The following is a 15,526-nucleotide window of genomic DNA, read 5'->3' as shown; positions in this document are numbered from 1 at the left end:
GGGACACTTAATCATCTGAACCATGCTGATCTTGAAGGAGAGCCACCCGTGGAGTTCGACGTCACCATCGAGATCCCGAAGGGTTCGCGGAACAAGTACGAAGTCGATCACGAGACGGGCCGGATCCGCCTGGACAGGCGGCTCTTCACCTCGACCAGCTACCCGGCAGACTACGGCTTCATCGAAGGCACGCTCGGAGAGGACGGCGACCCGCTGGACGCGCTGGTCCTTCTGGACGAGCCGACGTTCCCCGGATGCCTCATCGCGTGCCGCACGATCGGCATGTTCCGCATGACCGACGAGGCCGGCGGCGACGACAAGGTGCTGTGCGTGCCGGCGCACGACCCGCGGGTGGAGCACCTGCGGGACATCCACCACGTGTCGGAGTTCGACCGGCTGGAGATCCAGCACTTCTTCGAGGTGTACAAGGACCTGGAGCCCGGCAAGTCCGTGGAAGGCGCCAGTTGGGTGGGCCGGCAGGACGCGGAGGCCGAGATCGAGGCATCCAAGAAGCGCCTGGAGGCCGCTGGCGGCCACCACTGACCGGGGGCCGCTGACGTACGTCCCATGCCGCCGGCTTCCGCGAGGAGGCCGGCGGCATGGACCGGCACGGGGCCACCGGTGCCGGGGTACGGCACGTGGCGTGCCGGCGCGAACGCCTCGCCGGGGGACAGGCTCCTAGAAGCCTCTGGTGCGTTTGACGCCCCGGCGGGCGGGGGCCGTTTTCACGCCCGGGCGTTTCATGAACAGCCGGGCCATCTCGCTGCCCAGGTTCACCCCGATCGCGATGGCCAGCGCCAGTGCGGCCGCGGTCAGCAGCGAGCGGGCGCCGGCGTTCAGGTTGTCCTGGGCGAAGCCCAGGAGGCCGAAGTACGTGGCGCTGCCCGGCAGCAGCGGGCCGATGGCGGCCGTGACGTACGGCAGCGCGGAGATGAACCGATACCGCGAGAAGAGCTGGCCGAAGAGCCCGACGAGGCCCGCGGCGAGCGCCGTGGCCAGCACCGGCGACTTGTTCGCCTGGTGGGCGATGACCGCGTAGATCAGCCAGGCGACGCCCCCGTTGAGGGTCACGACGATCACGGTGGAACGCTCCTGCTGGAGCAGCACCGCGAAGGCCAGCGTCAGCAGCATCGCCGCGAGCAGCGAGACGATCGGCCGCTCCTGGCGGTGCAGCGCGGCGTCCGGGCTCAGCTCGGCACCGAGCTGGACGCCCACGTAGAGCACGATCAGCACCCCGACGACGATGCCGACGACGAGGTACAGGACTTCGAGCAGGCGCGCGGAGGCGGTGATGTAGTAGCCGGTCAGCCCGTCCTGGACGGCGGCGACCAGGGCCCGCCCGGGGATCAGCGCGAAGAGCCCGCCGGTGATGACGGCGGAGGACTGGGCCTCGACGGCGGCGATGTTGAGCGTGACGCCGACCGCAGCCGGGGCCATCGCGGCGGCCACGAACTGGTAGAACTCCGGCAGCCCGCGCCCCGCCGCCAGCCACGCGAACCGGTCGCCGAGCATCGCACCGATCGCCGCCGCGCAGAACACCAGCGGCCCGCCGCCCACCAGCGTCGCCGCCGCGCCCGACAGGCCGCCGCTGGCGAGGGTGAGGGCCCACTTGGAGTACGGGTGCCGGTTGCGCCGGATCTCGGCGAGGCCGCGGTACGCCTCCTCCAGGCTGACGGCCGCCGCCTCGTCGACGATGGCGTCGACGAGGCGGTAGACGGCGGAGAGCCGGTTGTAGTCGGTGCCGCGGCGGCGCACGGTGCGGCTGAGCGTCACCGGGTCGTCGACCAGGGACGGCTGGTACGTGACGGTCAGGAGGGTGAACGTGACGGTCGGCTCGCACCGGTCCAGGCCGAACGCGTGGGCGATGGCGAACATCGCGGCCTCGACGTCCTCCGCGCCCTCGCCGCCGGCGAGCAGCAGTTCGCCGATGCGGAGGGTGAGGTCGAGCACGCGCGGGACCGGCAGCGCGGTCTCCTCGGTGGGCGACAGCGCCCGTTCGGGCGTGGGGCGTTCCGTCATGGGCGTACGGAGCATGACACGCATCCGGTCCTGCCACGGCGTGGATCGTGACAGTGGACCCGTAGCGGGTGGGGGCGGCGGGGCGACCCCGGCGGCGGCCCCGGGGCCGCCGCGCGGGGGCCGGAAGCCGGAGTGGCCGTTGCCGTGGTCCTCGGCGGCGTGCTCGCCGACGCCCACGGGGCGGGCGAACTCCGAGGTCGTCTGCCCGTCTTCAGGCGGCGGGGGAAGGGGCACGCCGAAGGGCGGCGTGAACGCGCTGTGCGCCTCGTCGGACTGCGGCTTCTCTGCGCCGTTATCCGGTTCGGGCTCCTGACCCACTGGACCATCACCCCCCGCGGACGTGCCGAAAGGTTTACGCCCGCGAGCATAAGTCGGCCGCATGAAGAACGCCCCCGGGGGGTCGGAAGGGTACGGAGGCACGGCGGCACATCGGATCAAGTCGTACGAACGGGGCGCCACTGGCGCGCAGCGGGGGCGCCACCCGCGTCGAGAGCGCCGTCGCCCACGCCCGCGGGCGCCGCCCACCACCCGCTCGTACGCGCCCTCAGCGCCCCAGGCCCCGGTACCGGCGCACCGCCAGCGGGAAGAACACCGCGAGCAGCACCAACGGCCACACCACCGCCAGCAGCACCGGATGCTGCGCCGCCCACGAGTCGCCGGTCCAGCCGGGGTTGCCGAACAGCTCGCGGATCGCGCCCGCGGTCGCCGACATCGGGTTCCACTCCGCGACGGCGCCCAGCCAGCCCGGCATCGTCTCCGGCGAGGTGAACGCGCTGGACAGGAACGCCACCGGCCACACCAGGATCTGCACGGCCTGCACCATCTCCGGTTTGCCCGCCACCAGACCGAGGAAGATCCCGGCCCACAGCATCGCGAACCGCAGGAGCAGCAGCAGCCCGAACGCGGCCAGCGCCTCCGCCCACGTACCGTGCCAGCGCCAGCCGACCGCGAGCCCCGCGCCGGCCATCACGGCAAGGCCGGCGGCGGACTCGGCCATGTCGGTGAGCGCGCGGCCGACGAGGACCGCGGACGGGGCCATCGGCATGGTCCGGAAGCGGTCGACGACGCCCTTGCCGAGGTCGGAGGTGAGGGAGACCATCGTGGCCTCCAGCCCGAAGGACATGGAGAGGGCGAACATGCCGGGCACCAGGTACTCGTGGTAGCTGCCGCCGCCGCCGACGGCCATGCCACCGCCGAGCAGGTAGGTGAAGACCACCAGCATCATCACCGGGAAGACCAGGTTCACCACGGCCAGGCCCGGCCGGCGGGCCCAGTGCGCGAAGCCGCGGCCGGTCATCGTCAGCCCGTCCGCGACCGCCCACTTCAGCCGCGCGCCCGCGGTGCGGGCGGGCGGTGGGACGGCGAAGGTGGTGGCGGTCATACGGTGCTCCCTTCCGCTACGGCGCGCGCCGGGCCGCCGGCGCCGCCGTCCGCCGGGTCCCGGCCCGGTTCCCGGTCCTGGTCCCGGTCCCGGTCCTGGTCCTGGTCCTGGTCCTGCTCCGGTCTGCGGCCGGTGAGGTGGAGGAACACCTCGTCCAGCGTCGGCCGGCGCAGCGACACGTCCTCCGCCGCCACCCCCGCCGCGCCGAGCCCCGCCACGGTCTCGGCCAGCGCCGCCATCCGGTCGGCGACCGGGGCGCTGATCCGCCGGGCGTCCGCGTCGACCTCGATGTCGTCCTCCTCGGCGCGGGCGGCCATGCCGATGACGGCCGCCGCGGCGGCGAGCCGGTCGGCGTCCCGTACGACGACGTCGATGCGGTCGCCGCCGAGCCGGGTCTTCAGCTCGTCGGCCGTGCCCTCGGCGACGACCCGGCCGTGGTCCACGACCGAGATCCGGTCGGCGAGCTGGTCGGCCTCCTCCAGGTACTGGGTGGTGAGCAGCACGGTGGTGCCGTCGCCGACGAGCGAGCGGACCGCCTGCCACACCTCCGTACGGCCACGGGGGTCGAGGCCCGTCGTCGGCTCGTCCAGGAAGAGCACCTGCGGCCGCATGAGGAGGCTCGCGGCCAGGTCGAGCCGGCGCCGCATGCCGCCGCTGTACTGCCCGACCGGCTTGTCCCCCGTGCCGTCGAGGCCGAACTGCGCCAGCAGCGCCGCCGCCCGCCGCCGGGCGCCGGCCCGGCCGAGGTGGTAGAGCCGGCCGAACAGCTCCAGGTTCTGCCGGCCGCTGAGCACCTCGTCGACGGCGGCGTGCTGGCCGAGCAGCCCGATGCGGTAGCGGACCTCGTCCGGCTCCCGTACGGGGTCGTGGCCCGCGACGCGCGCGGTGCCGCCGTCGGGGCGCAGCAGGGTGGCCAGGATCCGTACGGCCGTGGTCTTGCCCGCGCCGTTGGGACCGAGCACGGCGTGCACCGTGCCCGCGGGCACCGCGAGGTCCAGGCCCGCGAGCGCCGCCTTCGCGGCGCCCTTCTTCCCGTAGGTTTTGCGCAGTCCTTCGGCGAGGATCGCCGTCATACGCCTCCTCCACTCCCTCAGGTAGTCAAGTTTGACCACCGGGGGGAAGGTATCCCCGGCCGCAGCATTAGTCAAACTTGATTAATGGGCCTCCGGAGCGCCGGGCCCCTCCGGGCTCGTGGCCATCCCGGCCCACGGATCGCCCTCGCCCGCCATCACGTACGCGCCGCCCTCCAGCCGCGCGATCAGGGCGCGGGTCCACTCCGCGCCCGCCTCGGCGGTGTGCAGCCAGAGCCGCATGATCTCGCCGATGTGGCCGTAGTCCTCGCCGCCCTGGGGCGAGTAGTGCTGGAGAACCGTGCCACGCCACTCCTCCATCGCCGCGACCCGCTCCTTGAGCAGCGCGATGGCCTCGGCGCGCGGCAGGTCGACGAGGAAGCCGACGCCCGCCGTGAGGAAGTCGATCTTCTCGTCGTGGTGGCGCAGCGCCTCGCGCAGCAGCCGGAAGTACTCGGCGTCGCCCTCGGCCGTCATCTCGTACTCGATGCGCGGCGGGCCGCCGGCCGTGCTGGGCGCCACTTCGTGGGCGATCAGCAGGCCCTGCTTGGCCATCTGCTTGAGCGCGTGGTAGATCGAGCCCGGCTTGACATTGGACCACTCATGGGCACCCCAGTACTCCAGGTCGGCCCGGACCTGGTAGCCGTGCGCCCGGCCGTGCCGGCGGACGGCGCCCAGGACCAGGAGGCGAGTTGCGGACAATGGACCTTCTCTCCCGCGGGAATGTGTGCCCTCCCAGCCTAGTCAACCTTGACTAGCAGGCGCCGCGGGGGCGCACGACGAAGGGCCGGGCTCCCCAAGCGGGAGCCCGGCCCTGCGCCGGTCAGGTGGCGGTACGGGTCAGTGGTGCCCGCCCGCGTACACGCTGCGGCAGAAGGCGGCCATCTGCTCGTCCGACAGGGCCCTGCTCAGGTCCGCCTCGCTGATCATGCCGACGAGGCGGTGGTTCTCGATGACCGGGAGGCGGCGCACCTGGTGCTGCTCCATCGTGCGCAGCACCTCGTCGACCGGGGCGCCGGCGTCGACGTACACCGGGCGGCCCTCCGCCAGTTCGCCGGTCATACAGGTGGTCAGGTCGCGCCCTCTGGCGACGCACTCCACGACGATGTCGCGGTCGGTGATCATGCCGGCGAGCTTGCCGTCCTGGCCGCACACCGGCAGGCAGCCGACGTCCATGGAGCGCATCTTCGCGGCGGCGGTGGCGACGGACTCGGTCGAGTCGATGCACTCGGCGCCGTCGTGCATGAGATCGCGGGCGGTCCGTGCGGTGGTGGGAGCGGTCATCGCGGTGGGCTCCTGTTCGTGAGGCCGGGAGGTCCGGAGGGGTACGGGAAGGGGGTACCGTCACCGCCATGCTCCGGGCCCCCGGCCGGCCGGGCGAGATGCGCGCCGCCGAACGGGTGACGGCCGCGTACAGGAGGCCGTACGGGCGCTCAGAAGGGGAAGTGCGTCCGGCCGTGCTGGACGGAGATCCACTTCAGCGTGGTGAAGGCGTCGACCGTCGCCTCGCCGTTCAGCCGCCCCAGCCCCGAGCACTTCTCGCCGCCGAACGGCACCAGCGGCTCGTCGTGGATCGTGCCGTCGTTGACGTGCACCATCCCCGAGTCGATCCGCGCCGCCAGCCGTACGCCCCGCTCCAGGTCCCCGGTGTGCACCGCGCCGCTCAGCCCGAACGGGGTGTCGTTGACGATCCGTACCGCCTCGTCCTCGCCCGTGAACGGCAGCAGGAACGCGACGGGGCCGTAGAACTCCCGCCGCAGCAGCTCGCTGTCCGCCGGCAGCCCGGTGAGCACCGTGGGCTCCACCAGCGTGCCGTCCGTGCGCCCGCGCAGCAGCGCGGTGGCGCCGGCGGCGAGCGCCGCGTCGACCTGGGCGGCGAGGTCGGCGGCCTCGCGGGCGCCGATGAGCGGGCCGAGCTGGGTCGCGGGATCCGACGGGTCGCCGGCCTTCAGCGCGGCGGCCTTGGCGACGAACTTCTCCGCGAACTCCGGCAGCACCGCCCGGTCCACGAGCACCCGGTTGGCGGCCATGCAGACCTGCCCCTGGTGGGCGAAGCGGCTGAAGACGGCGGCGTCCACGGCGTAGTCGACGTCGGCGTCGGCGAGCACGACGATGGCCGAGTTGCCGCTCATCTCCAGCACCGTGCGCTTGAAGTGCCGGGCGGCGACGCCCGCGACGTGCCGGCCGGACTCGGTGGAGCCGGTGAAGGACAGCACGCGCGGCACCGGGTGCTCGATGAAGGCGTCGCCGATCTCGGAGGTGTCGGTGATGACGACGTTCAGCAGGCCGGGCGGCAGCCCGGCGTCCTGGAGCAGCCACGCGAGCAGCGTGCCGCCGACGACGGGCGAGTAGTCGTGCGGCTTGAGCACGACGGCGTTGCCGAGCGCGAGCGCGGGCGCGACGGACTTCGCGGCCAGGAAGAGCGGGAAGCTGTACGAGCTGATGACGCCGACGACGCCCACGGGCAGCCGGTAGACGCGGTTCTCCTTGCCGTGCGTCGGCGACGGCAGCACCCGGCCCTCGGCACGCAGCGCGTACGACACGGACTCGCGCAGCACGTCCTTGGTGAGGGCGATCTCGAACGCGGCCTTCAGCCGGGTGCCGCCCAGCTCGGCCACGATCGCGCGGGTGATCTCCTCCTCGCGCTCCTCCACGAGCCGCAGCGCGCGCTCGAAGACCAACCGCCGCTCGTACGGCGAGCGCTCCGCCCAGAGCCGCTGCGCCCGCTCCGCCGCGCGGTACGCGGCGTCCACCTCGGCGGCGGTCGCGACGGTGACGGCCGCGAGCTGCTCGCCGGTGTACGGGTCGAGGTCGATGACGTCCCACGAGCCCGCGCCGGGAGACCACTTGCCGTCGATGTACTGCAGGGCCAGGTCGGAGAAGAGAGACATGAGCGAGGCTGCACCCCCCTGCGCACGGCGGACGGCGGGCACGGCTGTGACCGCTGACCCGCCATCGTACTGGTGCGCGAAACGCGCCTCCCTACACCTCCCGGATCAGCCTGTGCAGCAACTCCCTTGATTCCGACTCGTCTTGGGCGGCGACGCGCAGCAGGTCCATGGCCTTCGTGTACGTCGCGACGTCCTCCGGCTTGTCCAGGTAGAGGGCGCTCGTCAGATGCTCCACGTACACGACGTCGGAGAGGTCCTCCTCCGGGAAGTTCAGGATCGTGAAGGCGCCGGAGTCGGGGGTGTGGCCGTGCTGCGCCAGCGGGATGATCCGCAGCGACACGTTCGGCATCTCGGAGGCGTCGAGCAGATGCTGCAACTGCTTGCGCATCACCTGCCGGCCGCCGTACGGGCGGCTGAGCGCGGCCTCGTCGAGCACCGCCCTGAGCTGGGCGGGGTGCTCGGCGTACAGCCGCTTCTGCCGCTCCAGCCGGGCGCCCACGCGCTTGTCCGCCTCGGCGGGCGAGATGGGCAGCCCGGCGGTGACGACGGCGTGCGCGTAGTCCTCGGTCTGCAGCAGGCCGTGTACGAACTGGACCTCGTACACGTCGATACCGGCGGCGGCCGACTCCAGCCCCACGTAGGTGGGGAACCAGCCCGGCAGCACGTCGCTGTAGCTGTGCCACCACCCGGCGGTGTTCGCCTCGCTGACGAGGCCGACGAGGGCGTCGCGCTCGGTCTGATCGGTCACGCCGTACAGCGTGAGCAGGTCCTCCACGTCTCGGCTCTTGAAACTCACCCGGCCCAGCTCCATCCGGCTGATCTTGGATTCCGAGGCCCTGATCGCGTATCCGGCGGCGTCGCGCGAGATCCCCTGTTCTTCCCGCAACCGTCTGAGCTGGGAGCCCAGCAGGATACGGCGCACGACCGATCCGCTTGATCCGTCCACGGCCATCGGAGCCCTCCACCCACCTCGGCGACATGGCACTTACACAGGACATGGCACTACAAGCGCGCCCCCGGCGCCACCGGCCCATACTGCCACCACTCCGTATCATTGCGTGCCCGAACGGTTACCCAACCGAGAAAATCTTGCTGGGCAATGCCCATGAACCGGTAAGTTGCTAGACATTCCTCGCGCGTGCACGTGCATCTGCCCTTGCATCTGCCAAAGGCATTCGGAACCATGGGCATCCGCACGGTGACGACAGACACGCACGCGACTGGGGAGTGCCGCGCATGGGGACCGAAGCAGCAGCCGTGCTCGCGCCCTTATGGCGAGGGCTGCCCCCGCTGGACTCCGGCTCCGTCGACGGTGCCGCGTCCTGTGCGATATCCGGCAGCCACGAGTCAGTGAGCGGCGCGCGCGCCTTTACGCACACCACGTTGCGGCACTGGGAACTGACCGACCTCAGCGACGACGTCGCACTGGTCGTCTCGGAGCTGGTCACCAATGCGCTCCGGCACGCCCTGACCGGCTGTAACGGGCAGGACCCGGCGGTGCGGCTGCACCTGATGCGCTGGGCGTCCCGGCTGGTGTGCGCCGTACGTGACCCGAGCACCGCGAGTCCGGTGGCCGGGGTGGCCGACGTGGGCGCCGAGTCGGGGCGCGGGCTCTACCTGGTCGACTCCTTCAGCGACAGTTGGGGCTGGCACCCGCTGGACGGCTCGCTGCGCGGCAAGGTGGTGTGGGCCGTGTTCCACCTGCCGTCGCCTGCGGCGGACTGACGGCCCGCAGCCGAACTCCCCGTACGGCACCCGCACCCGCCCCGGACCGATCGCCGGCCCCTGCCCGCTTCTGAACCCCGTGTACGGACGGACGTGGCGCGCCGCCGTGCGGTGGCGTGCGGGTGGCGGGACCGCCAACGCCCGGGGATCCACGCGGGCTTACGGGCACGCCGGCGCGCACTCCTCGCCCCTGCCCGCCGCGCGGTCCCCGAGTCGCCCCCGCTGAACGATTCGTGGAACGCGGTGCCGGCCTCCGGGCCCGTCACCGACGGCGCGGCGGCGCGCGACGCGGGGTCGCCAACGTCCGGGCCGGAGTGCCGGAGGCGGAACTGCCGCGCGGCGACGACCGCTCTTCGCCGCGCCCTGGATACCGGGTGATTGACGCTCCGGGACTGTTCGCGGACGGAAAGGAAGCGATCGCATTCTGTGCGGATCGACGGACGTGCCGCGATCAACGCCTACTGTGGGCGATATCTCAGCCGGGATCCGGATGACGGCCGGCCGCGGTGTCACGCCGCCGATGGCGAAGCGGGCGATGCAGCCGGGAATAGGGGGGTGTCAGTCAACTATGAGATGGTCGAACTCTCCGTCCTTGACGCCCAGCAGCATCGCCTCTACCTCGGCACGGGTGTAGACGAGGGCGGGTCCTTCGGGAAATCGGGAATTGCGAACGGCTATCTCGCCGCCGGGAAGCCTGGCGAACTCCACACAGGAACCCTGCGAGTTGCTGTGCCGGCTCTTCTGCCAGGCGGCGCCGTGAAGATCTCTGGCCGCAATGCCGTTGTATGCGTGGGCCACAGCGCTTCTCCAAGGTGGTTGCCAATGTCAACTGTCGGGGATCATAGCTGTGTTGGCGGCTAGGTGCACGCGCAAATGCACGCGCACACAGCGTGCGCGCTTGATTCCAATCAGGCACCCACCAAGGTCATCCCCGGGGGTTCAACGTGCAAGGCGCTACCGAATAGTTCCCGGTGCGGCCACATTCACGGCCGGATGCTGCTCACCACGTTCGCCGTGGCCTCCAGACCGGACTGGATCGTGGGGGCCACGGTGGTGCCGGACAGATAGAAGCCGAGGAGCACGCAGACCACCGCGTGCGAGGTCTTCAGCGAACCGCTGCGCAGAAACACCACGGCCAGCACCAAGAGCAGCAGCACGACCGACACCGACACGGCCATCTGATCACCGGTCCCCGGGTTCGCCGTCCACATACGTGGCAGTCTGTCCCACCTGTACCCCCCATTCCGCGCGAAGCGTGCCCGCCATCCGGGTGATAGAGGGGCCGTCCGGGGCTGGCGGGCGCGCGTCGCGCCCCGTCGGGTGGTGGGCGCGCCCCCGGGCCGTAAGACTTGGCCGTACCGCCCTACCGCCCCCTTCGTCGATGGGACGACGATGAAGAAGCAGGAGCTGGCCGACCTCGACGCCCACTGGCGCGCCCTCAACTACCTGGCCGCGGGCCAGATCTACCTCACCCGCAACCCGCTGCTCACCGAGCCGCTGACGCCCGCCGACATCAAGCCGCGGCTGCTCGGCCACTGGGGCACCTGCCCGGGCCTCAACCTCGTCTACACCCACCTCAACCGCGTCATCGGCGCCCGCGACCTCGACGCCGTCTGCGTCTGGGGCCCGGGACACGGCGGCCCCGCCGTCTACGCCGGCGCGTGGCTCGACGGCTCGTACGGGGAGGTGCACCCAGACGTCTCGCGCGACGCCGCCGGGATGGCGCGGCTGTTCCGGCAGTTCTCCTTCCCGGGCGGGACGCCGAGCCACGTCGCGCCCGTGATCCCCGGTTCCTTCCACGAGGGCGGCGAGCTGGGCTACTCGCTCGCGCACGCCTACGGCGCCGCCTTCGACAACCCCGGGCTCGTCGCGGCCTGCGTCATCGGCGACGGCGAGGCGGAGACCGGGCCGCTCGCCGGGTCGTGGCACGCGAACAAGTTCCTCGACCCCGCGTACGACGGCGCCGTGCTGCCCATCCTGCACCTCAACGGCTACAAGATCGCCGGCCCCACCGTGCTCTCCCGCATCCCCCAGCGTGAGCTGGACGAGCTGCTGCGCGGCTACGGCCACGAGCCGCTGCACGTCAGCAGCGGCTCCTCCCCCAAGGACACAGCACGCGTCCACCGCGACATGGCCGACGCGATGGACACGGCCCTCGACCGGATCGCCGAGTTCCAGCAGGCCGCCCGCGCCCGCGGCGGCCTGCGCGGGCGCCCCCGCTGGCCGGCGATCGTGCTGCGCACCCCCAAGGGCTGGACCGGGCCCGAGGACGTCGACGGCACCCCGGTCGAGGGCACCTGGCGCGCCCATCAGGTGCCGCTGCCCGAGGTGCGCGAGAACCCCGCGCACCTGGCGGAGCTGGAGCGGTGGCTGCGCAGTTACGAACCGGAGAAGCTCTTCGGCGCCGACGGCAGGCCGAGCCCGCAGGTGCTCGCCTGCGTACCGCACGGCGACCGCCGCCTCGGCGCCAACCCGCACGCCAACGGCGGCCGGCTGCTGCGCGCGCTGCCGCTACCCGGGCCCGAGACGTACGCCGTCGCCGTCGACCGGCCCGGCGGCCGGATGCACGAGCCGACCCGGGTGCTCGGCGCCATGCTGCGGCAGGTGATGGCCGACACCGCGGAGCGCCGCGACTTCCGCGTCTTCGGCCCGGACGAGACCGCGTCCAACCGGCTCCAGGAGCTGTTCGAGGTCACCGACCGGGCGTGGCAGGCCGAGACGGAGCGGACCGACGAGCACCACGGGCCGCACGGCCGGGTCATGGAGGTGCTCTCCGAGCACCTGTGCCAGGGGTGGCTGGAGGGGTACGTCCTCACCGGCAGGCACGGGCTGTTCTCGTCGTACGAGGCGTTCGCGCACATCGTGGCGAGCATGGCCGCGCAGCACATCAAGTGGATCCAGACCGCGCACGAGGAGCCCTGGCGGGCGCCGGTCGCCGGGCTCAACTACCTGCTCACCTCGCACGTCTGGCGGCAGGACCACAACGGCTTCAGCCACCAGGACCCCGGCTTCGTCGACCACATCCTCAACAAGAGCCCCGGCGTCGTACGGGTCTACCTGCCGCCGGACGCCAACACCCTGCTGTGCGTGGCCGACCACGTGCTGCGTACCCGCGACGTCGTCAACGTCGTCGTCGCCGGCAAGCAGCCGTCGTTCGACTGGCTGACGCTGGAGCAGGCCCGCGCGCACTGCCTGCGCGGCGTCGGCATCTGGGAGTGGGCCGGCACCGAACGCCCCGGCGAGGCGCCGGACGTGGTGCTGGCGTGCGCCGGGGACGTGCCGACGCAGGAGGTGCTGGCCGCGGCGGCGCTCCTGCGCGAGCATCTGCCGGAGGTGGTGGTACGGGTCGTCAACGTCGTCGACATCGCCCGGCTGATGCCGCACGAGGACCATCCGCACGGGATGACGGACCGGGAGTTCGACTCGGTGTTCACCCGCGACACCCCGGTCATCTTCGCCTACCACGGCTATCCGTGGCTGATCCACCGGCTCGCCTACCGGCACTCGGGACACGACCAGTTGCACGTCCGCGGCTACAAGGAGATGGGCACCACGACCACCCCCTTCGACATGGTCGTGCGCAACGACCTCGACCGCTACCGGCTGGTGATGGACGTCATCGACCGCGTGCCGAGCCTGGCGGTGCGGGCGGCGGCGGTGCGGCAGCGGATGGAGGACGTACGCGGCAGGCACCACGCCTGGATCCGCGAGCACGGCACGGACCTGCCGGAGGTGGCGAACTGGACCTGGCCGGGCTGAGGAAGCGGTGAGGACCCCCGGCCGGCGCGGTCGCCGGGCCGGCCGGGGGCCTTCGCGTACGGGTCAGTTGGCGCCGATCTGCACGTCCTCCAGGATGCCGAGCGCGTCGGGGACGAGCACCGCCGCGGAGAAGTAGACGCTCACCAGGTACGAGATGATCGCCTTGTCGCTGATCCCCATGAAGCGGACGTTCATCCCCGGCCGGATCTCGTCCGGCAGCCCCGTCTGGTGCAGCCCCACCACGCCCTGGTCCGCCTCGCCGAGCCGCATCGCGATCACCGAGCTGGTCCCCTCCCGGGTGACCGGGATCTTGTTGCAGGGCAGCAGCGGGATGCCGCGCCAGTTGTTGACCTCGCTGCCCAGGTACTCCGTACGCGGCGGGTAGATGCCGCGCTTGTTCCACTCCCGGCCGATGGCAGCGATCGCCTTCGGGTGCGCCAGCAGCACGTGCGTCTGCCGGCGGCGGGAGATCAGCTCGTCCAGGTCGTCGGGCGTGGGCGGGCCCGAGCGGGTGTGGATGCGCTGCTTGAGGTCGGCGTTGTGCAGCAGGCCGAACGAGCGGTTGTTGATCAGCTCGTGCTCCTGGCGCTCGCGCAGCGCCTCGACGGTCAGCCTCAGTTGCTGCTCGACCTGGTTCATCGGGTCGTTGTACAGATCGGCGACCCGGCTGTGGACGCGCAGCACCGTCTGCGCGACCTCCAGCTCGTACTCCCTGGGCGTCAGCTCGTAGTCCACGAACGTGCCCGGCAGGTCCGCCTCGCCGTGGTGGCCCGAGGCCAGCTCGATCTCGGCCTCGCCCTTGCTGTTCTGCCGCTGCTGCGGGATGGAGCCGAACGCCTCCAGGTGCTCGCGCAGCCCCGCCGCCTGCGCCAGCAGCTCGTCGAGCGCGGAGCGGGCGAGGACCAGCACCGTGCCGCGGGTCTGGGCCCGCACCGTGAACGGCCAGGTGCCGTCGGCCTCCAGGAGCACCTCCCCGCCGACGTAGTCGCCGTCGGCGAGGAGGCCGAGGACGGTCTCGTCCCCGTACTTCCCGGCGCCGACCCGCTCCAGCCGCCCGTGCGCGACCAGCACCACCTGGTCCGCCGCCGCGCCCGCGGACACGACCGCGTCCCCCGGCGCGACCTCCCGCTGCTCGAACCGGTCGGCCAGCGCCGACAGCACCTCCTCGTCGTCGAACGCGCGCAACTGCGGCAGCTCGCGCAGCTCCTGCGGGATGACGCGCACCTCGCCGCCGACCGAGGTGAACTCGACCTGTCCGTCGCCGAGCGTGTGGGTGAGGCGCCGGTTCACCCGGTACGCACCGCCCTTGACCTCCGTCCACGGCAGCGCCTTGAGCAGCCAGCGGGAGGAGATCCCCTGCATCTGCGGGGGCGTCTTGGTGGTGGTCGTGAGGTTCCGCGCGGCGGCGGTGTCGAGGCTGAGCCGGGCGGGGAGTTCGACGGACGCGGACGTTTCTTCTGGCGAGGTCGTCATGGCACCGAAGCTAGGCTTCGGGCAAAGCGCCAGCAATCGCTCGAAAGAGTAGGAATATCTGTCTTGATTCCTGGATAGGGCTGGCTCTTACCGGAGTATGACGGTGGGCGTGGCAGTCGCCGCCCGCCGCCGCCGGCGACCCTAGGCTCGCCGGCATGCGCGTACTCGTCACCGGCGGCGCCGGGTTCATCGGATCGCACGTGGTCTCCGCCCTCGCCGAGCGGGGGCACGAGGCGGTGGTGCTGGACGTACGGGACGGGGGACCGCCCGGTCGTACGTGCGACGCGTACCTCCAAGGCGACGTGCGGGACCGCGACGCCGTCGCGGCGGCGCTCGCCGGCGCGGACGCCGTCTGCCACCAGGCGGCGATGGTCGGCCTCACCGAGGACTTCGCGGACGCGCCCGCGTACGTCGGCGTCAACGACCTCGGCACCGCCGTGCTCCTCGCCGCCATGGCCGACGCGGGGGTGCGGCGTCTCGTGCTGGCGGGGTCGATGGTCGTGTACGGGGAAGGGCGCTACGACTGCGCCGCGCACGGCGCCGTACGGCCGCAGCCGCGGGCGGCGGCGGACCTCGCGGACGGGCGCTTCGAGCCGCGGTGCCCGTGCTGCGGCGCGGAGTTGGCCCCGGGTCTGGTGGCCGAGGACGCGCCGGTGGACCCGCGGAGCGTGTACGCGGCGACGAAGCTGGCGCAGGAGCACGTCGCGGGCGTGTGGGCGCGCGTCACCGGCGCGCGTGCGGTGTCGCTGCGCTACCACAACGTCTACGGCCCGGGGATGCCCCGCGACACCCCGTACGCCGGCGTCGCCTCCTTCTTCCGCTCGGCGCTGGCGCGCGGCGAGGCGCCGCGGGTGTACGAGGACGGGGCGCAGCGGCGGGACTTCGTCCACGTACGGGACGTCGCGGAGGCCAACGTCCGGGCCCTGGAGGCGGTGTACGGGGACGAGGACGGCGCGGCGCCGGCGGCGCTCACGGCGTACAACGCGGGCAGCGGGGACGTGCACACCGTCGGCGAGCTGGCGACGGCGCTGGCCGCCGCGTACGGCGGGCCCGCGCCGCGGGTCACGGGCGAGTTCCGGCTCGGGGACGTACGGCACATCACGGCGGACTCGGCGCGGCTGCGGGCGGAGCTGGGGTGGCGGCCGGTGGTGGGGTTCGCGGAGGGCGTGACGGAGTTCGCGAAGTCGCCGCTGGGGGCGGCGCCCTGA

General features: G+C 72.3%; 14 protein-coding genes. 4 read left to right on the top strand and 10 right to left on the bottom strand.

Features of this window, described 5'->3' with window-relative positions:
- Positions 1-48: 48 nt before the first annotated feature.
- The gene (locus tag CXR04_RS20725; protein ID WP_018835994.1) at positions 49-543 is read left to right on the top strand and encodes an inorganic diphosphatase; all 495 of its coding nucleotides are present in this window, start codon (positions 49-51) and stop codon (positions 541-543) included.
- A 135-nt stretch (positions 544-678) separates the two neighbouring features.
- On the opposite strand, the gene CXR04_RS20720 is transcribed toward CXR04_RS20725, so the two are convergent.
- The 7 genes from CXR04_RS20720 to CXR04_RS20690 all read right to left on the bottom strand — a co-directional run bounded on the left by CXR04_RS20720 (position 679) and on the right by CXR04_RS20690 (position 8,313).
- Positions 679-2,337: a threonine/serine ThrE exporter family protein gene (locus tag CXR04_RS20720; protein ID WP_101423831.1), complete on the bottom strand. Its 1,659-nt coding sequence runs from the start codon at positions 2,335-2,337 to the stop codon at positions 679-681.
- A 226-nt stretch (positions 2,338-2,563) separates the two neighbouring features.
- A complete protein-coding gene (locus CXR04_RS20715; protein ID WP_101423830.1) occupies positions 2,564-3,400 on the bottom strand; it encodes an ABC transporter permease in 837 nt (278 codons plus the stop codon).
- Positions 3,397-4,473: an ATP-binding cassette domain-containing protein gene (locus CXR04_RS20710; protein WP_101423829.1), complete on the bottom strand. Its 1,077-nt coding sequence runs from the start codon at positions 4,471-4,473 to the stop codon at positions 3,397-3,399. The genes CXR04_RS20715 and CXR04_RS20710 overlap by 4 nt, the downstream gene beginning before the upstream one ends.
- A gap of 81 nt (positions 4,474-4,554) precedes the next feature.
- Complete coding sequence (locus CXR04_RS20705) at positions 4,555-5,172, bottom strand: PadR family transcriptional regulator (protein WP_101423828.1); 618 nt, start codon at positions 5,170-5,172, stop codon at positions 4,555-4,557.
- Positions 5,173-5,310: 138 nt separating this feature from the next.
- Entirely contained in the window at positions 5,311-5,754 is a 444-nt protein-coding gene (locus tag CXR04_RS20700; RefSeq protein ID WP_101423827.1) for a CBS domain-containing protein, read from the bottom strand.
- 149 nt (positions 5,755-5,903) lie between these two features.
- Entirely contained in the window at positions 5,904-7,361 is a 1,458-nt protein-coding gene (locus CXR04_RS20695) for an aldehyde dehydrogenase family protein (RefSeq protein ID WP_101423826.1), read from the bottom strand.
- 91 nt (positions 7,362-7,452) lie between these two features.
- Positions 7,453-8,313, bottom strand: coding sequence for a helix-turn-helix domain-containing protein (locus CXR04_RS20690; protein WP_101423825.1), 861 nt, complete (start codon positions 8,311-8,313; stop codon positions 7,453-7,455).
- A gap of 284 nt (positions 8,314-8,597) precedes the next feature.
- Between CXR04_RS20690 and CXR04_RS20685 the strand changes: the two genes are divergently transcribed.
- Complete coding sequence (locus CXR04_RS20685; RefSeq protein WP_101423824.1) at positions 8,598-9,086, top strand: ATP-binding protein; 489 nt, start codon at positions 8,598-8,600, stop codon at positions 9,084-9,086.
- Between the two features lie 558 nt (positions 9,087-9,644).
- On the opposite strand, the gene CXR04_RS20675 is transcribed toward CXR04_RS20685, so the two are convergent.
- The gene (locus CXR04_RS20675) at positions 9,645-9,884 is read right to left on the bottom strand and encodes a DUF397 domain-containing protein (protein WP_018835984.1); all 240 of its coding nucleotides are present in this window, start codon (positions 9,882-9,884) and stop codon (positions 9,645-9,647) included.
- 185 nt (positions 9,885-10,069) lie between these two features.
- Positions 10,070-10,264, bottom strand: a complete 195-nt coding sequence (locus CXR04_RS20670) for a hypothetical protein (RefSeq protein WP_027753143.1) — start codon at positions 10,262-10,264, stop codon at positions 10,070-10,072.
- Between the two features lie 142 nt (positions 10,265-10,406).
- Between CXR04_RS20670 and CXR04_RS20665 the strand changes: the two genes are divergently transcribed.
- The gene (locus CXR04_RS20665; protein WP_324842420.1) at positions 10,407-12,845 is read left to right on the top strand and encodes a phosphoketolase family protein; all 2,439 of its coding nucleotides are present in this window, start codon (positions 10,407-10,409) and stop codon (positions 12,843-12,845) included.
- Between the two features lie 63 nt (positions 12,846-12,908).
- Here CXR04_RS20665 and CXR04_RS20660 read toward each other — a convergent pair whose 3' ends face one another.
- Positions 12,909-14,318, bottom strand: coding sequence for a family 2B encapsulin nanocompartment shell protein (locus tag CXR04_RS20660; RefSeq protein ID WP_101423822.1), 1,410 nt, complete (start codon positions 14,316-14,318; stop codon positions 12,909-12,911).
- Between the two features lie 155 nt (positions 14,319-14,473).
- Between CXR04_RS20660 and CXR04_RS20655 the strand changes: the two genes are divergently transcribed.
- Positions 14,474-15,526: an NAD-dependent epimerase/dehydratase family protein gene (locus tag CXR04_RS20655; RefSeq protein ID WP_101423821.1), complete on the top strand. Its 1,053-nt coding sequence runs from the start codon at positions 14,474-14,476 to the stop codon at positions 15,524-15,526.

This window comes from Streptomyces sp. CMB-StM0423 (assembly GCF_002847285.1).
In the GTDB taxonomy this organism is placed as follows: Bacteria; Actinomycetota; Actinomycetes; order Streptomycetales; family Streptomycetaceae; genus Streptomyces.
This window is presented reverse-complemented; position numbering and strand designations above follow the sequence as displayed.